Raw genomic sequence first — 16755 nt, 5'->3', positions numbered from 1 at the left:
GGCTCTGCGGAGCAACGCTTGCGGGCTGCACCGCGTCCGGCCACGCAAGCAGCTATTTGGAAGCCTGTTCTGGCTTCGGCTCGGCGGTCTCGGCCGACATTTGCTCTTGCTTGGCGAGCGCCTTCGGCGGCGCACCCGCGCCGCCATGGATCGCCTCCTTGAGGTGACCGCCGCGCTGCCGCTTTGCGACATAGTAATAGCCGCCAGCAAAATAACGCACGGCTCGGTCGAAATCCCCATTGGCGGCGCGATAGGCGCCCGCGAGGTATTTGACGCCGTATTTGAGGTTGGTCGCGGCGTCGCGCAGACCTTCGGCGGTACCGGTGTAGCCGACCCCGCGGGCGGTCGCGAGCTTGATCTGCATCATCCCGATGGCGCCGCCGCGCCCGATCAGCTGCGGATGGTACTTGCTCTCGCGGACGATGACGCGATGCACCAGCTCTTCCGGCACCAAATTGGCCTGGGCCTCCGCCGCCACCATCGCCTCATATTGCGCCCGCGATTGTGCATGCGCACCGGCGCAGGACGCCAGCACCGCAATCGCGGCGGCAAGGCAGCTAAGGCTCTGAAGGGTCTTCATCTCGGGTCGCCCGGGTGATCAAACGCGCGTCGGTTCTGCGGTCTCATTGGTACGGCGAGCGGGCAGGAATGTGGCAAAACCTTCGCATCAGCGAACGTTCTGCGTCCGCGATCGTCCGGGTGCGGGTGAAGCGGGCGATGCGCTTGCGCAGACAGATGCTTCAAATTGTTTGCTTCAATCGTCTCAGCCGAAAATTGTTTTTGCGTCCGATTTTCTTCTACGATTTTCTTGGCCGCCTTTTGCCGCACACTATCCACAGCGGATTGTCGTGCAAACGACGCGATGAAGGTTTACACTCGTCAGCGACAGGGAGCGTGTTGAGTCAGCACGTCTGTCCATTCAAAAGCACGCAAGAAACAACATTCGGGAGATGCGCCATGGTCCGACAGGACACCGGCTACATGCCTCGCGAAAATCCCTGCGCGCAATGCGGCAAGCCGATTGCCCGGCCCGATTGGGTGGAGCACAGCGAGGGGCGCACGTCGTTCCTGTGGAATTGCCGCGCCTGCAATTACCGCTTCGAGGCGATCGCGATCTACGACACGGCGCAGCTCACGCCGCTCGCCGCCTGACGCGCTTGCTGCCGATCAAATCGGTCTGATCAGGCCGCGGATTTCCGCGGCTGCAATTGCTGCTGCCGCGCCGGCAGCTCGATCCGGACCACCAGCCCGTGCGGCTTGCGATCGTGCAGCGACAGCGTGCCGCCATGCGCGAGCACGATGGCGTTGGCGATCGACAGGCCAAGGCCGAAGCCTTCGGCCTCATCCATGTTGCGCGCCTGGTCGCCGCGCACGAACGGCTCCAGCACGCTTGCCTTGTGCGCGTCCGAAATGCCGGGGCCGTCATCCTCGATGTCGATGACGAGGCGATCCGGCTTGACGTCGAGGCGAACGGCGACTTCGCCGCCGAAGCGCACGGCATTGTCGACCAGATTGGTGATGCTGCGATGCAGGTCGGCCGGCCGCGCGGTCGCCATCGCGTGCTGCGGCCCCTCGTAGCTGACCTTGTGTCCCATGTCGGCGAACTGGTCGGTGACGAGGTGCAGCGTGCTCGCGATGTCGACCAGCGTCATCTCCTCGAGCTTGCGGTCGTTGCGCAGGAACGACAGCACCGATTCCAGCATCGAGCGCATCTGGTCGAGGTCGCGCAGCATGCGGTGGCGATGGGTCTCGTCCTCGATGAATTCGGCGCGCAGCCGCATCCGCGTGATCGGCGTGCGCAGGTCGTGGCTGATCGCGGCCAGCATCTTGGTGCGGTCGTCGATCAATGCCGTGATGCGCTCGCGCATCCGGTTCAGCGCCTTGGCCAGCGAGCGGATCTCCTCGGGGCCGCGTTCGGGCAGCGGCGCGGCAGCGCCGTTCAGGCTGAAGGTCTCCGCGGCCTTGACGAAGGATGACAGTGGCGCCGTCAGCGCCCATGCCGCCCACAGGCCGAGCAGGGTGACGCTGATGACGGCGAACAATACCGTCATCATCCACGGCCCGCCCCAGAACGGCCGCATGTGCTGGTCCGGCATCAGGTTCGCGGCGAATATGCTGCCGTCGGGCAGGCGGATCGCGACGCGGCGGATCTCGCCGTCATGCGGCGTGGTCCCCGCCTCGCGCGGCAGCTCGAAGACGCGATAGCCGGCGCCGAGCCGGCGCAGCGCGTGCAGGCTCGGCGAATCGGTCTCGGTGAGGGCGCTGGTATCGGACGTGAAGTCAGCGATCGCAAGCTGCGGGAAGGCCCTGATGACGTCGGCCTGGAGCCGCGGCCGCTCCGACGCCGGGGCGTGCCCGAGCAGTTGTGCGGCGGCGGCGAGCTGGGTGTGCCAGCGGTCGGACGGCTCCGGCCGGTCCGGGCGATGGATCAGGAAGGTGGCGGTGATGATCAGGTGCAGCGTGACGATCGAGACGACGACCAGCGCCGCCATCTGGGCGCCGATCCCCCGCAGACTCAGCACGCGCAGCAGCTTCATGGTCAGTTGCTCGTGGCGGCAACCGCCTCCACCCTCGGAGTGAACACATAGCCGCCGGACCGCACCGTCTTGATCATGGTGGCTTCCTGCGGATCGGGCTCGATCTTGCGTCGGATACGGCTGACCAAGACGTCGATCGAACGCTCGAACGAGCCGGCGCTGCGGCCCTGCGTCAGGTCGAGCAGGCTGTCGCGCGACAGCACGCGGCCGGGCCGTTCGCAGAAGGTGCGCAGCAGGTCGAATTCGGCGCTGGTCATTGCAACACGTGCGCCTTCGGGGTTGCGCAGCTCGCGCAGGCGGATGTCGATGCGCCAGCCGAGGAAGGTCAGCGTGGTCGCCCCCTCGATCGCGCTGGCGTTGCGCGCGGCAGCCTGCCGGCGCAGCACCGCGTTGATCCGCGCCAGCAGCTCGCGCGGGTTGAACGGCTTGGCCAAATAATCGTCGGCGCCCATCTCGAGGCCGAGGATGCGGTCGACGTCCTCGCCGCGCGCGGTCAGCATGATGATCGGCGTCTGCGACTCCGCGCGCACCTTGCGGCACAGGCTGAGGCCGTCCTCGCCCGGCAGCATGACGTCGAGCACCAGCAAATCCACGCGGTGATCGGTCATGGCCTTGGCCATTTCGCGGCCGTCGGAGGCGGTCGTGACATTGCAGGAATTGGTGCGGAGATATTTTGCGATGAGAGACCGCGTTTCGCGGTCGTCCTCGACGACGAGGATATTGGGCGCAGCCTGGGTCATACCGACTCTTTTGTCCGTGATTCGGGGGAAGCGGCTCAGGAATTTTGTTTCAGTGCATTTCTGGAATCTTGCCCGGCATAACGAGTTAACAGGTCGGCGCTGTTGAGAAAAGTTAGCGTTCTGTCATCAAGCCTAATCCGTTGAAATAACGGGCGGAAGTCTCCGATGCCGCACGTCGGTGCCGCGGCGCCACGGTAGCCGGGAAAAGGGAAGGGCGGCTGTCATATCCAGCGCCGGAACCCGTTCCCCAGGCGATGCGTTGTTTCTCTTTCAGGCCAGGAGGGTGAGATGGCTGTCGAGGTCAGGGCAAGGCCGCATCAGCTCATTGCAAGCGATCGCGTCGAGGGCACGGCGGTGCGCCGCGCCAATGGCGACATGATCGGCCATATCGAGCGGCTGATGATCGACAAGATCTCGGGCAAGGTGTCGTACGCGGTGCTGAGCTTCGGTGGCTTCCTCGGTATCGGGACCAATCTGCTTCCGCTGCCGTGGGGACGGCTGCACTACAATCCGAAGTTCGAGGCCTATGAGCTCGACATCGAGGATGACGAGTTGAAGCGCGCGCCGTCGTTCCGCGCCGACAAGGATTTCGATTGGGGCGACCGCTCGCAGGAAGTCGAGCTGCATCGCTTCTACGGCGTGCCGCCTTATTGGGGCGGCTTCTGAGCGCAACACGTCGCGCTCGATCAGCTTCCGTGGCGCGGGGCGCGCTGCGACATGCGCGTGCGGATGATTTTGGCCAGGCGCGGTTCGCCGGGACGACTTAGTGAGCCAAACATCGTCACATCAGGGACTGCGCGTCCGGCGCAGTCGTGAGGCTCAACCGCAGCCTACTTGAGAGATCACGATTGCTCTCGTCAAGGACCGCAACGTTCCATGCGTTGCGCAACCCTCTGGCTTGCCGCGTCGCTTCCACGGCGTTCCCGGCATGGCGTTCCCAAGCATTAGGGCGGCTTTTGAGCGCAGGTTCATTAGGAACGGTCGCGGACATCACGGGTTTTCCCAGCATCGATTTTGCGAACCGAGGAGAGCGCAACAATGTTGGTCAAATCCATCATCGCCGGCGTGGCCGGCTCCGCCCTGCTTGCAACCGTCGCGATTGCACAGACACCCACCGACAAGGGCGACAAGATGTCACCTGCGGCGTCGACGACAACGTCGACCACGTCTGCCACCTCGTATCAAGGTAACTGGCGCGCGTCGAAGGTCGCCGGCCTCAGTGTCTACAACGACAATAACGAGAGCGTCGGTTCGATCAATGATCTCCTGATGGACAAGGGCGGCTCCATCAAGGCGGTCGTGATCGGCGTCGGCGGCTTCCTTGGCGTCGGCGAGCATCTGGTCGCCGTGCCGTTCGACAAGGTGAAGTTCGTCAGTGAGCCGATCGCCTATACCGGTGCATCGAACACCGGCGGTAACGCCGGCGGTACGGCCAAGACGCCGCCAACCACCACGGGCGCGGCACCTGCGGCGGCAGCGGCGAAGCCGAATCCCTGGTATCCCGATCACGCGGTGTACAATGCGAGCAAGGATGAGCTGAAGGCGATGCCCGAGTTCAAATACGCGACCGAGTAACGCACATCGCGTCCTGCAAGAGACCAGCGCGCCCGGTACTGCCGGGCGCGCTTTTTGTTGACTTGCGGATAAAGGCCCCGGTCGAGAGTAGGGAAACGAGTAGGCAGGAAGCAGTTTTGGATATCGCGCCCGTGCACCTTTGGTAAGGTGAGGTCGGCGAGACGCCATTGCTATTATCAATCCTTGAATTGCGCTTAGGTACTCTTTCGTCAACTGGCTGAAGAACCCGATGAATGAAACCGATCGAGAGAGCGACAATCCCGCGGTAGCCAGGATTCGCGGCCGCTACCCGCAATACACGCGGCGCCGGTTGGAAAGCTTTGCCGAGCGGCTGCAACAGAAGATGCACGCCGACCGCGCGCCGGTCACCTCGCTCGAAATCGCCGGTCCCACTGAGCGGATCAGCCTTGCGGAAGCCCTCGAGCTCGATTACCGGCCGGTCGCATTGGGCGAGACGCTGGGGCCGCTCTGGGCGACCTACTGGGTGCGGGTCGTGGCGGTCGTACCGGAAGCCTGGGCCGGCTCGCGCGTCGATCTCTATTGGGACAGCCGCTCGGAAGCGCTGCTTTGGCTCGACGGCCGCTCGTCGCAAGGCCTCAACCCCGGCCGTCACACCGCGCCGCTCGTTCAGTCGGCGCGCGGCGGAGAGACCGTCAGCTTCCATGTGGAAATTGCCTGCAACGGCCTGTTCGGTGCGTTCTGGAACGACCCGCAAGCCTACGCGCTGGCGGCGTGCGAATTGCGCCGCTTCGACCCCGAGGCTTCCGCGTTCTATTTCGACTACGAAGTGCTTCGCCAGCTCGAGGCCGATCGGGATCCCACGATAAAGAGCAGGTCGTACGGAGCTGTTGGCGAAACCGCGCAGCCGGCGCTGGATCGGACCTGGGCGGGACGCCTGCTGCACGATCTCAACCGCGTTTGCAACATCGCCGATCCCGACGATCGCGTGACCTGGCCGGCGGCACGGGAGATCCTCACCACCTTGCTGGCGGCGCGCAACGGCACCATTGCCCACGAGATGTCGGCGATCGGCCACGCCCATCTCGACACCGCGTGGCTGTGGCCGCTGGCGGAAACCCGCCGCAAGGCGCAACGCAGCTTCTCCACGGCTGTCGCGCTGATGGACCGCTATCCCGATTTCAAGTTCGCCTGCTCGCAGGCCTATCAGTACGCTGTGATCGAGGAGAACGACCCCGACCTGTTCGCGCGAATCCGCGCCAAGGCCGCGGCCGGGCAGTGGATTCCAGTCGGCGGCAGCTGGATCGAACCGGACTGCAACCTGCCATGGGGCGAGTCGATCTGCCGGCAGTTCCTCTATGGCCAACGCTACTTCGAGCGCGTGTTTGGCGCGCGCTCCACCGTGTTCTGGAATCCCGACGTGTTCGGCTACGACGCCCAGTTGCCGCAACTGATGCAGTCGGCGGGGATGTCGCGCTTTCTCACCCAGAAGCTGTCGTGGAACAGGTTCACCACGCCGCCGCATCACAGCTTCCATTGGCGTGGACTGGACGGCAGCACCGTGCTGGCACATTTCCCGCCGGCGGACACCTACAACGGATCGGTGCAGCTTGCCGAACTCCGCTATCACGCCTCCAATTACAAGGACGCCGATCGATCGCCCGACGCGCTCTACCTGTTCGGATATGGCGACGGCGGTGGCGGCGCCGATGAGACGATGCTCGAGGCGTTGCGGCGGATGAAGGATCTGCAGGGCCTGCCGCGGATTCAAATCCGCACCGCCGACGAATTCTTCGACCGCCTGGCGATGTCAGCGCAGGATCTGGCGACGATCGAGGGCGAGCTCTATCTCGAATATCATCGCGGCACCTACACCACGCAGGCCGAGACCAAGCGCCTCAACCGCGCCTGCGAGGCCGGCCTTCAGGCACTCGAATTCGTGGCCGCGGTCGCTGCGGCCTGGCAGCAACCGGCGCCGTCCGCGCAGGAGATCGAAGATCTGTGGCGCACGCTGCTGGTCAACCAGTTCCACGACATCATCCCCGGCAGCAGCATTCGCGAGGTCTATGAGCGGGCGGAGGTCGAACTCGCCGGCGTTGAGGAGGAGGCCAGGCGCCGCACGCAAGCCGTGCTGGCGACGCTCTGCGATCTCGACGCCGCCGGCTGGACGCCAATCAATACGCTGGGCCGGGCCCGCGCCGAGGTGATGTCCGATCCCGATGGAGTGCTGCGCCATGTTGTCGCCGCGCCGTTTGCGGCTGGAGAAATCACGACGACCGAAGAGCGCGTTGCCGTCTACCCCGATCCAGACGGCTTCGTGCTGTCGAATGCGCGGCTGACGGCGCGAATTGATCGCACCGGGCTTGTCCGATCGCTGCTGCATGTCTCGACCGGGCGCGAGACGTTCGCATCACCGGCTGCGCGCTTGCTGCTGCTCGATGACAGGCCGCTCGATTTCGAGGCATGGGATATCGATCCGTTCGCGCTGGAGACCGCGCGCGACGCGGCAGGGGAGGTGAGTTGCGAGGTGCTGTCGGATAGCGGACTGCGTGGTGAGCTTCGTTTCGAGCGCTCGCTCGGACGCGCGAGCGGGCTCTCCCAGGTGATCCGTCTCGATGCCGGCGCTGATCGTCTCGAATTCGAGACGACGGTCGATTGGCAGGAGCGCAAGACGACACTGAAGATCATGTTCCCCGTGGCCTGCCGCGCATCGAACGCGACCTATGAGACGATGTTCGGCGCAACCGAGCGGCCGACGCATGCCAACACGGATGCCGATGCGGCCAAGTATGAAGTGCCAGGTCATCGCTGGGCCGATCTCGCCGAGCCGGATTTCGGCGTGTCGTTGTTCAGCGATTGCCGTCATGGCTATTCGGCGTTTGGCAACCAGCTCGCGCTGACGCTGCTGCGCGGCTCCGAGTTGCCTGATCCACAGGCCGATATCGGACGTCACCGGATGCGCTATGCGATCTATCCCCACCAGGGTGATTGGCGCACGGCCGACACGGTCGGGCGCGCTTTGTGCTTTGAGCGTCCGATGCTCTGGGCCAAGGGGCAGCCGCATGCGCCGCTGCGGCAGTCGTTCCTGACCGCGGCGCCGGCCAACGTGATCGTCGATACGATCAAACCCGCCGAGGATGGCGAAGGCTGGGTGGTGCGGCTCTACGAGAGTGCAGGCGTCCGCGCCGCCGCGACGCTCGATTTCGGCGCCGACATCTCGTCGGTGTGGATCAGCAACACGCTGGAAGATCGCATCGCGGCCATTCCGACCGAAGCGCGGAGCTGCCGTTTGTCACTGCGGCCGTTCCAGATCGTGACGCTGCGGGTTTTCCGGCAGTGATGCAGGCGCGCTCGGTGATGCCGGGCGCGCCTTGCTGCGGCGTCACCAGCCCAGTTCACGCAGGTAAGCAGCGCGGGCGGCAACGCCGGTGTGGGTGAAATCGGTGAACACCCCGTCCACGCCGAGACGGAAGAACTTCAGATATTCCAGGCTCGGGTCGCCGCGATAGTCGGCAGCCAGATATTTCTTCTCGTTGCGGAACGTGAAGACATGCACGAACAGGCCGAGCTTGTGCGCGTCGGCAATGACGCTGGTGGCCTCCTGTGTCGAGGCATCCGCCGTCGATCCCTTGTAGGGCGTGCCGTCGGCGTTGTTGTCCTTCCACGGTGAGATCTTGTAGGGGACGATATAGGCCTTCCACGGACCGATGCCGTCGGCATAGGTCTTGATCTCCGCGAGGCCCTCGGGCGTCAGCATCGCATCGAAGGTGCGGCCGTCACCCGCGACCGTCCAGTCGTACGGACGGGAATTCGCGATGTTGTTGAGCAGCACCTTGCCGGTCTTGAAGTCGACGCCGTTGCCGTCGATGAGCTGGACCTGCCGCGTTTCCAGTCCGTGGCTGCGCATATATTTCAGGCTGCCGGGCTCGAAGCTCTGAACGATGATCGGCGCGTCCTTCGCGTTGAGGCCGTTATCCCTGGTGATCTTGATCAGGGCATCCTCGAGCGGGTGGCTGCCGGGCGCGCCGCAGCCATTGGCGATCGCCTGGGCATTGTTCCAGGTCGGATTCTTGGTTTCCGGATAGACCGAGATCGAACGCCCCGTCGCCTTGCTCTTGGCCTTGGCGATGTCGATGACATCCTGGAAGCTGATGACCGGAAACTTGCCGTTGAACAATTTCGGCCGTTCGTTGGCCGCATCGTAGGTGGTGCCGGCGATCCACTGCTTCAGCTCGGCCATGGTGAAGTCGGTGATCGACCAATCATTGGTGTGATCGTCGCCGTCGACGATCAGCGCCTTCAGCACCGATTTTGGATCGGCCGGATCGATCAGGTCGGTGGGGTATTCGGCCGGCCCGCTGGTCGGCGTCTGCGCCCACTTCACCTTGGCGGCAACGCCGGGCACCGTGCGCTTGCGTTTGGCGACTTCCGCATTGGTCTTCGCCACCTCGGCGACGTTGGTGTTGTCGCCGAGCCATGGATTGTGGCGTGCCACCAGCACGCAATCCTTGGTCAGATGCAGGTCCTCTTCGAGCGCGTCGGTGCCGAGGTCGGCGGCCAGCTCATACGAGGCCTCGGTCTCCTCAGGCACCAGGCCCGGGACGCCGCGATGCCCGATCACCAGCGGCAGCTTGCCGTCGACGGTTAGGAACGGCTTGGCGCCGGCCGGCGCCGAGGCGGTTTGCGCTGAAGCCATCGACGGCAGCAGGACCGCCAAGGCCGCCGCGCCGAGCAGCATCGCGCCAACATGCACCTTCCGTCGCGAACGAATCTGCCTCACGGCCAAATCTCCATCTTTTGCGTGGCATCGGGGCGATGCCATAAGGCCAAGCCGAACAGGGCCGACGCCGTTGTCTTCTTGTCGCAATCTTCTGACAGTCCGATGACTATTCGGCGAGGCGGGCCGACACAAGCTGCCGCGACGCGCCGGAGGGCGACAGCTCGCACCTCATTGCGGCTCGCGGCCGAGCGCGGCGTGTTGTCAACGTTCGATCCGGACGCTCATGCCGGGTTCGAGGCCTTCCGCGGCGCCTACGGGGTCAAGACGCAGGCGCAGCGTGTTGCGGTCGTGATCGCCGATCACGCGCTCGGCCTGCCAGGTGGCAAACACCCCGAGCGGCCGCAACTCGGTGATGGCAGCCTTGGCGGCGGCGCCGGAAACGTTCGGTATCACGCTCACCGTCTTGCCCATCGCAAGGCCGTCGAGATGGTCCTCGCGCACGTTGAACGATAGCCATTGCTTGCCGGTCGCCGCAATCATCAGGATCGGCTGGCCCGCACGCACGTTCTCGCCCACTTCGGCGGCGATCACACTGACGACGCCGTCGACCGGCGCGCGCAGCACCATCTTGTCGAGACGGCGCTCGAGCACCGCGACGGCAGCCGCGGCCGCCTGCACCTGCGCGTCGGCGATGGCGCGCTCCTCCTTGGTCGGCCCTGCCACACCCGCATCGTAATTCGCCTGGGACGCCGCCACGCCGGCGCGCGCCGCGGCAACGTCGTTCTCCGCCTGGTCGAGCGCCTGCTGGGTTTCAAAACTCTGGCTCGCCAGCGTGGTGATCCGCCTGAGCTGGGTCTCCACATAGTCGAGGCGCGAATTGGCTTTGGAGATCGCAGCTTTCAGCGAGTCGATCTGCTCGCGGCGTACGCCGGCATAGACGTTGTTGCGGCTCGCCACCGCGGCAGCATGCGCGGCCCTCGCCTGATCGGCCTGTGCGGTCAACTCGACCGCGGAGAGTTTGGCGAGGACGTCGCCCGCGTGCACCTGCGCGCCTTTCTCGACCGCGATCGATACCAACTGGCCGTTCACTTCCGGCTCGATCCTGACCTCGGTCGAGCGGACCACGCCGACGATTGCGGGCGCCGGCGTCGCGCGGCTCTCGGCGTAGATCAGCGCACCCGCGACGAGCACAAGCGGGATCACGATCATGGCTGCGCGCCTAGCGTTGGGCATGTTGCTGTCCTCTCTTGAACACCAGCGCGGAGATCACGGCGAGCACGAAATAGCCGAGCGCCAGACACCACAACCTGAGCCAGTCATGCGAGACCTCCCAGATGCTGGCGCCGAGCTGGTTGATTCGCACGAGGCCGTCGATCGCCGAGTCGGCCGGGAACAGCCGGCCGAGTGCCGTGGCCGCAGGGGGGATGGCCTCGCGCGGCCATGCGAAGCCGGCGGTGAAGAATTGCGGCAGGCTGGTCGCCAGCAGCAGGATGGTGGCGTTTTCCGGTCGCGTGAACCAGGCGCCGATCGCCTGTCCCAGGAAGCTCGTCGCCAGCAGGAAGACGGTCGCCAGCGCGAAGATCTGCGGCAGGTGCCCGAGCGTCGAGAAACCATAGATCCGCGGCAGCACGATCAGATAGAGCGCGAGCGCCGGCAGATAGATGGTCAGATGGGCAACGCCGCGCCCGAACACGCCCGCGACCAAGTTGCGAGAGTTCGCAACAGTGCTGCGGGAATTCGCCAGCGCCGTGCCGGTCAGCATCGCCGCGCCGATCAGCAGCGTCTGTTGCAGGATCAGGATGAACGCCGCCGGGACGATGTAGCTCGCATAGCCGCCGACCGGGTTGAAGATCGGTTGCAGCAGAACGTTGGCCGGGCTGAGGCTCGCGAGCTTCGCCTTGACCAGGCTTGCGTCGGAGCGGGCACCCCGCGACACCAGTTCGGATGTCAGCATGCCGATCGCGGTGGCGACGGCGCCTGCGGTCGACCGGAAGATGAACAGATAGGTGGCGTCGGCGTAGACCGGGATGTGCGCGGTGAGGCCCTTGAGCACGTCGCGCTCGGTGCCGGGCGGGATCTGCACGGCGGCGAATGCATAGCCGCGGTCGATCGCGGTGCTTGCCTCCGCCAGGGTGCGGGCGCGCACCGTGACGCTCAATGTGCCGCTGGCATCGAGCGTCTCGACGATCTGGCGCGAGAGATCGCTGAGATCATTGTCGACGACCGCAATCGGCAGCTTGCGGAGGATCTGGTTGAGATAAGGCTGCGGATAATAGATGCCGTAGACCAGTGGGGCGAGGAACAGCAGGCTGAAGGCACTGCGCGTTCCGAGCACGCGCCGCCACTCCGCCAGGAAGGCGCCGCCGACGCCCGATGGCGCCGGCTCGCTCGCTGGCGGCCCCTCGGGCCGCGCCGTCGCAAACCAGCCGCGGCGCGTCAGGCTCGCCATGCGCCACCATGCGAGCGCGGCAAACAGCAGCGTGAGTCCTGCGAGCGCCGCGAACGGAATTGCCGATTCCGAGGCCGGCAATCCGCGCGCCGCCTGTCCCATCAACACCGCCATGTACCAGCGCAGCGGCAGGATCGCGCTCCAGACCTGCGCAAACGTATTCATGCCGATGCTGGGAAAACCGACACCGGCATAGCCGAAAGCAGGGGAGGCGATCAGGCCGGCAAGGCCGAGCCCGGTCGCGAGGTCGCGGACCAGAAGCTGCAACAGCGCGCCGAGCGACAGATAGGCGATGATCAGAAGCAGGCCCGCGGCGATCATCAACAGCGCGTCGCCCTTGAAGGGAATCTGCAGCACGCCCTCGAGGATCAGCGGCTGGGCCAGCATGATCAGGATGAAGATCACGAACAGCGGCGCGAGCTTGCCGGCGAGCGCGGCGATCGGATCGCCGCCGGCGCTTTCGAGCCACTCGCGCGCGTTGCGACGGCGGAATTCGGAGCCAACCGAATAGCCCGCGGCGAGCGTGATCACGACGTGGATGATCGTCGGCAGCAGCGCGCGCAGCAGGAATTGCGCGTAGTTCTTCTGCGGATTGACCAGCGCGATGGTCTCCGCCGATAGCGTTCCCATCGACGCCGGGGCGGGGGCGGCGCGGTTGGCGGGAGCGGCCGCGCTCGCGGCGGCGGACAGCACATCGTTCAGGCCCGACGACGCGATGCCGGCCGCGGTCAGGAATTGCTGGTTGTAGAAGCCGACCACCTGCGGACGGCGATCCGCCTTCAGGTCGCGTTCGAAATTCGGCGGGATGAAGATCGCCGAGATCGCCTTGCCGGACCGGATGTCCTGCACGGCTGACGCGAGTGAGCCGGAGTCGTCGACGATCCGCAGACTCGGCGACGCCGCGACCTGTTGCGTCAGCGCGCGCGAGGTATCCGACTTGTCGGTGTCGACGATGGTGACGCCGAGGCCGCGGATCACCGGTTGGCTGAACACGGTCGTGAGCACCACGAAGGCGAACAGCGGCACGCCGAAGATCAGCAGCAAGGCGACGCGGTCGCGCAACAGCCACCGGCATTCGCGCTGTGCGACCCGCCAGAATCCGGGCTGCGATGCCAGCCTCATTGGCGCGACCGCCAGTCGAGATAGGCGCTCATGCCCGGCCGCAGCTCGGGCACCGGCTGCACCGGGTAGGCGCGGATCGAGAATGTCCTAAGATCGAAATCGCCGGTGGCCCGGGTCGCCCGCCAGCTCGCATATTCGCCCTTGGTGGCGATCAGCTTGACCTCGACCGTGACATGGCGGTCGTCGAGCGCCGGAATCCGGACGTCGAACTTGTCGCCGACCTTCAGGCCTTTGACGAGGTCCTCGCGCAGATCGAAATGGATCCACAGATCGCCGAGATTGATCAGCGTCACCAGCGGCACGCCCGGCGAGACGAACTCGCCGGGCTCGACGTTGCGCTGATAGACCTGCGCTGAGACCGGCGCGTAGACCGCGAGCTGATCGATCACCGACTGGACGCTCTGAATGTCGGCCTCGGCCTTCTCGACATTGGCTTTCGCGATCGCGCGTTCTTCCTTGGTGTAGCCGTTGACCGCCTGCTCATAGGCCGATTTCGCCTGATCGAGCCCGCGCTCGGCTTCGTGCAGCGCATCGGTGGTCTGATCGAGGCGGGCCTGCGGCGCGTTGCCTTGCTCGGTCAGCGTCTTGGCGCGATCGAAGGTCTTCTGCGCCAGCACCTGCGCGGCCTCCGCGCGCTCCATTTCCGCCTTCCGCGCGGCAATCGTTTCCACCCGCGTTCCAACCATGACATTGGCGAGCTGCGCATCCGCAACGGCCTTGGCGGCGCGCATCTGGTCCTGCTTTGCAAGCGTTTCCGGGTTGTCGATCTTCACCAGGACGGCGCCCGCGGCGACGTTCTGGCCGCGCTCGACCGGGATGTCCTTGACCCGTCCGTCGACGCGCGCGGCGATATCGAGCCGCGTCGCATCGACCTCGCCCTGCACGAGCAGCGGCTCGGGCCGCAGCAGATAATAGATCGACAGCGCAACGATGATCGCGGCAACGACGCCGACAATGATGGCCGGTGTGCGTGTCGCAGCGTGCGCGTTGTCCTCGCGTGCTGCCTGTGGCGGCTCCGACGTGCTTCGGCTCTCGTTACCAGAAGGTGACACGTCCATAGCTGACCCCACATTGGCTCATGACCAGGATAGTCATTCACTATGGCGTGGATGTTAAATCCTGCCAACCTCGGCAGCCTGTCCGATCCGGCTCGAATCTGACCGAAGCAACCGCGTCCAGTGTTGCGCAAGCGATATCGTTGCGATGTGCGCCGCATCGACGCGCGGTTGCATGCACAATTCCGGCCGCGGGCGCTTTGAAGCGCGGAGCCCGCGTGCTCGCCGCATGTGACGAACCATCCTGCAGTGAACCCACGTTCCGCCGGGGTTCGCGCCTGCGACCGCCAGCGTGCCCGCTGACTTTCGCGCCGCTGCCGCGTGGCCCGAGCAGGCCGCCATTGCGGGCCGCGCATGGCATCGCCGGTCACACGGATATTTGAAGCCCTGTGCCCGAATAAATCGCATCCGATTAAATCGTGATACTTGAAGACCGGCCGCGCCATGCCTTTATCAGGCGCGAGCGAATTAATCGTATGCGATGTAAATCGCGGGAGCGTTACCATGACTACCAGGCTTTCCCACGTCGCCAGGACGTTCAGAACCAGGACCTTCAGAACCATCGCGCTGGCGGCAATGCTGTCGGCCATCACGGCGACCGCCGCCTCGGCCCAGGCCGCGATCTCCGAGCCGGCAGCCTATCAGGCGCTGTATCCGTATCGCGACGTGCTCAACAACGGCGCGCCGACGCCGGCGGCCAAGCTGGTGCTGCTGCCGCCCGCGGTGCTGCAGGCGCTGCAGGCGCAGGAGAGCGGCATCGGCGTCGTCCATATGCCGCGCCGCAGTGCGCATCGTGCCGGGCGTTGAGGCCCAGCGAAGAGGATGTGCGTCGATTGGCCCACATCCTCAAACCGGATCAGACCAGCTCTCGCGCCTGTGATTGAATGATAATAATCATCCTATTGATCGCCGACGCGGCTCGACTACGTCGAAATAGAGCAGCTTCTTCTTATGACGGAGACGTTCCATGACCAAGCAGATCGACGACCTCTCAAGGTACTATCGCTATGAGCTCGTGCACGGTGACCATGCCGATTTCATCGCCTATCAACGCAATCAGGGCGACGGCGTCTGGCAGACGTATTCGACCTGGATGATCCCGCGCGCGAATGGCGAATAGCGCCGGCTGACGCGGGCGATTGCCGGGACCTGCCGCGGAAAGAAACGCGGAAAGAAAAATGCGCCCGGTGCCAGCCGGGCGCATTTCTTGTTGGCTGTCATCAGGCGCACATCCGCGCGACCCGGCGCGCGGCAACGTGTTCGTCAGTTCGACTTCACCAGCGGGCAGCCGCCCTTGTCGAGCGGACGGAAGGCTTCGTCGCCGGGCACGGTGGCGATCAGCTTGTAGAGATCCCACTCGCCCTTGGATTCCTCGGGCTTCTTGGTCTCGAACAGGTACATGTCGTGCACCATGCGGCCGTCGATCCGGATATGGCCGTTCTTGGCGAAGAAGTCGTTGACCGGCGTCTTGCGCATCTGCTCCATCACCTTCGGCGCCTCGTCGGTGCCGATCGCTTCGATCGCCTTCAGGTAATGCATAGTCGCCGAGTAGAGGCCGGCCTGGATCATGGTCGGCATGTGGCCGACCTTCTCGTTGAAGCGCTTCGAGAAGGCGCGGGTCTCGTCGTTCATGTCCCAGTAGAAGGCGTCGGTGACGATCAGGCCCTGGGTCGCCTTCAAGCCCAGTGCGTGGGTGTCGGTGATTTCCATCAGAAGTGCGATCAGCTTCTGGCCGCCCTGGCTCAGGCCGAACTCGGCGGCTTGCTTCAGCGCGGTGGTGGTGTCGCCGCCGGCATTCGCCAGCGCCACGACCTTGGCCTTGGAGGCCTGCGCCTGCAGCAGGAAGGACGAGAAGTCGGACGAGTTGAGGGGATGGCGGACCTCGCCGAGCACCTTGCCGCCGGTCTCCTTGACGACGTTGGCGGCGTCGCGCTGCAGCGCCATGCCGAAGGCGTAGTCGGCGGTGACGAAGAACCAGGTGTCCTCGCCGCGCTTGACCATCGCCTTGCCGGCGACGTTCGACAGCGCGTAGGTATCGTAGGTCCAGTGCACGGTGTTGGGCGAGCAGGCGGTGCCGGTGATATCGGAGGAGCCGCCGCCGGAATTGATGTGGATCTTGTTCTTCTCGCGCGTCAGGGCCGAGATCGGCAGCGCGACCGACGAGGTCGGCACGTCGAGGACCGCGTCGACCTTGTCGTTGTCGTACCAGTTGCGCGCGATGCTGACGCCGACGTCGGGCTTGTTCTGGTGATCGGCCACGACGACCTGGATCGGTTTGCCCTTCACCTTGCCGCCGTAATCTGCGACCGCCATCTCGACCGCGGCGACCGAGCCCTTGCCGGTGGCGTCCGCATAGAGGCTCGACATGTCGGTGAGCACGCCGAGCTTGACGACGTCGTCGGAGATCTGGGCGTTCGCCGCGGTGCCGGAGACCGCAAGCGCGAGGCCGGCCGCTGCTGCGGCCAAGAGCGATTTCATCGTGTTTCTCTCCCTGATTTTTCGTTCGAGGTTGCTTCCACGAGGCACCTTCTATCCGGTGCGGCAACCTGTCGCAAAGACGACTTTTTGGGCATGCGGCGGACCGAGTCTTCTCCCTCTC

General features: G+C 65.1%; 14 protein-coding genes. 6 read left to right on the top strand and 8 right to left on the bottom strand.

Going from position 1 to position 16755, the window contains the following annotated elements; genetic code table 11:
• Positions 1 to 52: 52 nt before the first annotated feature.
• Positions 53 to 580 (bottom strand): transglycosylase SLT domain-containing protein, encoded by a 528-nt coding sequence (locus tag ACOIX3_RS30790; protein ID WP_420965719.1) that lies wholly within the window; start codon positions 578 to 580, stop codon positions 53 to 55.
• Between the two features lie 377 nt (positions 581 to 957).
• Between ACOIX3_RS30790 and ACOIX3_RS30785 the strand changes: the two genes are divergently transcribed.
• Positions 958 to 1152: a hypothetical protein gene (locus ACOIX3_RS30785; protein WP_050403193.1), complete on the top strand. Its 195-nt coding sequence runs from the start codon at positions 958 to 960 to the stop codon at positions 1150 to 1152.
• 29 nt (positions 1153 to 1181) lie between these two features.
• Here the strand turns inward: ACOIX3_RS30785 and ACOIX3_RS30780 are convergent, their stop codons facing one another.
• Both ACOIX3_RS30780 and ACOIX3_RS30775 read right to left on the bottom strand, forming a co-directional pair.
• On the bottom strand, positions 1182 to 2537 hold the full coding sequence (locus ACOIX3_RS30780) for an ATP-binding protein (RefSeq protein WP_420965718.1): 1356 nt from the start codon (positions 2535 to 2537) through the stop codon (positions 1182 to 1184).
• Between the two features lie 2 nt (positions 2538 to 2539).
• Positions 2540 to 3277, bottom strand: a complete 738-nt coding sequence (locus ACOIX3_RS30775) for a response regulator (RefSeq protein ID WP_092115996.1) — start codon at positions 3275 to 3277, stop codon at positions 2540 to 2542.
• Positions 3278 to 3565: 288 nt separating this feature from the next.
• Here ACOIX3_RS30775 and ACOIX3_RS30770 point away from each other — a divergent pair, with 288 nt between their 5' ends.
• The 3 genes from ACOIX3_RS30770 (at position 3566) to ACOIX3_RS30760 (ending at position 8150) form a co-directional block, all read left to right on the top strand.
• Positions 3566 to 3943, top strand: a complete 378-nt coding sequence (locus tag ACOIX3_RS30770) for a PRC-barrel domain-containing protein (protein ID WP_342727561.1) — start codon at positions 3566 to 3568, stop codon at positions 3941 to 3943.
• 372 nt (positions 3944 to 4315) lie between these two features.
• A complete protein-coding gene (locus tag ACOIX3_RS30765) occupies positions 4316 to 4852 on the top strand; it encodes a PRC-barrel domain-containing protein (protein WP_420965716.1) in 537 nt (178 codons plus the stop codon).
• 229 nt (positions 4853 to 5081) lie between these two features.
• Complete coding sequence (locus ACOIX3_RS30760) at positions 5082 to 8150, top strand: alpha-mannosidase (protein WP_420965715.1); 3069 nt, start codon at positions 5082 to 5084, stop codon at positions 8148 to 8150.
• 42 nt (positions 8151 to 8192) lie between these two features.
• On the opposite strand, the gene ACOIX3_RS30755 is transcribed toward ACOIX3_RS30760, so the two are convergent.
• The 4 genes from ACOIX3_RS30755 to ACOIX3_RS30740 all read right to left on the bottom strand — a co-directional run bounded on the left by ACOIX3_RS30755 (position 8193) and on the right by ACOIX3_RS30740 (position 14159).
• Positions 8193 to 9590, bottom strand: a complete 1398-nt coding sequence (locus ACOIX3_RS30755) for a glycerophosphodiester phosphodiesterase family protein (protein ID WP_420965714.1) — start codon at positions 9588 to 9590, stop codon at positions 8193 to 8195.
• 201 nt (positions 9591 to 9791) lie between these two features.
• Positions 9792 to 10763 (bottom strand): HlyD family secretion protein, encoded by a 972-nt coding sequence (locus ACOIX3_RS30750; RefSeq protein WP_420965713.1) that lies wholly within the window; start codon positions 10761 to 10763, stop codon positions 9792 to 9794.
• Positions 10750 to 13101 (bottom strand): ABC transporter permease, encoded by a 2352-nt coding sequence (locus ACOIX3_RS30745; RefSeq protein WP_420965712.1) that lies wholly within the window; start codon positions 13099 to 13101, stop codon positions 10750 to 10752. The genes ACOIX3_RS30750 and ACOIX3_RS30745 overlap by 14 nt, the downstream gene beginning before the upstream one ends.
• Complete coding sequence (locus tag ACOIX3_RS30740; protein ID WP_420965711.1) at positions 13098 to 14159, bottom strand: HlyD family secretion protein; 1062 nt, start codon at positions 14157 to 14159, stop codon at positions 13098 to 13100. The genes ACOIX3_RS30745 and ACOIX3_RS30740 overlap by 4 nt, the downstream gene beginning before the upstream one ends.
• Positions 14160 to 14660: 501 nt before the next feature.
• Here ACOIX3_RS30740 and ACOIX3_RS30735 point away from each other — a divergent pair.
• Both ACOIX3_RS30735 and ACOIX3_RS30730 read left to right on the top strand, forming a co-directional pair.
• The gene (locus tag ACOIX3_RS30735; protein WP_420965710.1) at positions 14661 to 14963 is read left to right on the top strand and encodes a hypothetical protein; all 303 of its coding nucleotides are present in this window, start codon (positions 14661 to 14663) and stop codon (positions 14961 to 14963) included.
• A gap of 160 nt (positions 14964 to 15123) precedes the next feature.
• On the top strand, positions 15124 to 15276 hold the full coding sequence (locus ACOIX3_RS30730) for a hypothetical protein (protein ID WP_092115984.1): 153 nt from the start codon (positions 15124 to 15126) through the stop codon (positions 15274 to 15276).
• 143 nt (positions 15277 to 15419) lie between these two features.
• Here ACOIX3_RS30730 and ACOIX3_RS30725 read toward each other — a convergent pair whose 3' ends face one another.
• A complete protein-coding gene (locus ACOIX3_RS30725; RefSeq protein WP_420965708.1) occupies positions 15420 to 16634 on the bottom strand; it encodes an ABC transporter substrate-binding protein in 1215 nt (404 codons plus the stop codon).
• Positions 16635 to 16755 lie beyond the last annotated feature (121 nt).

The sequence above is a fragment of the Bradyrhizobium sp. B120 genome (genome assembly GCF_049075665.1).
Taxonomy (GTDB): domain Bacteria; phylum Pseudomonadota; class Alphaproteobacteria; order Rhizobiales; family Xanthobacteraceae; genus Bradyrhizobium.
Note: the sequence above shows the minus strand (reverse complement) of the source record. Positions and strands in the feature narration are given on the sequence as shown.

Excerpts from the sequence above, each read along its gene's own strand:
- ACOIX3_RS30790 (WP_420965719.1), bottom strand. The coding sequence starts at position 580 with ATGAAGACCCTTCAGAGCCTTAGCTGCCTTGCCGCCGCGATTGCGGTG.
- ACOIX3_RS30785 (WP_050403193.1), top strand. The coding sequence starts at position 958 with ATGGTCCGACAGGACACCGGCTACATGCCTCGCGAAAATCCCTGCGCG.
- ACOIX3_RS30780 (WP_420965718.1), bottom strand. The coding sequence starts at position 2,537 with ATGAAGCTGCTGCGCGTGCTGAGTCTGCGGGGGATCGGCGCCCAGATG.
- ACOIX3_RS30775 (WP_092115996.1), bottom strand. The coding sequence starts at position 3,277 with ATGACCCAGGCTGCGCCCAATATCCTCGTCGTCGAGGACGACCGCGAA.
- ACOIX3_RS30770 (WP_342727561.1), top strand. The coding sequence starts at position 3,566 with ATGGCTGTCGAGGTCAGGGCAAGGCCGCATCAGCTCATTGCAAGCGAT.
- ACOIX3_RS30765 (WP_420965716.1), top strand. The coding sequence starts at position 4,316 with ATGTTGGTCAAATCCATCATCGCCGGCGTGGCCGGCTCCGCCCTGCTT.
- ACOIX3_RS30760 (WP_420965715.1), top strand. The coding sequence starts at position 5,082 with ATGAATGAAACCGATCGAGAGAGCGACAATCCCGCGGTAGCCAGGATT.
- ACOIX3_RS30750 (WP_420965713.1), bottom strand. The coding sequence starts at position 10,763 with ATGCCCAACGCTAGGCGCGCAGCCATGATCGTGATCCCGCTTGTGCTC.
- ACOIX3_RS30745 (WP_420965712.1), bottom strand. The coding sequence starts at position 13,101 with ATGAGGCTGGCATCGCAGCCCGGATTCTGGCGGGTCGCACAGCGCGAA.
- ACOIX3_RS30740 (WP_420965711.1), bottom strand. The coding sequence starts at position 14,159 with ATGGACGTGTCACCTTCTGGTAACGAGAGCCGAAGCACGTCGGAGCCG.
- ACOIX3_RS30735 (WP_420965710.1), top strand. The coding sequence starts at position 14,661 with ATGACTACCAGGCTTTCCCACGTCGCCAGGACGTTCAGAACCAGGACC.
- ACOIX3_RS30730 (WP_092115984.1), top strand. The coding sequence starts at position 15,124 with ATGACCAAGCAGATCGACGACCTCTCAAGGTACTATCGCTATGAGCTC.
- ACOIX3_RS30725 (WP_420965708.1), bottom strand. The coding sequence starts at position 16,634 with ATGAAATCGCTCTTGGCCGCAGCAGCGGCCGGCCTCGCGCTTGCGGTC.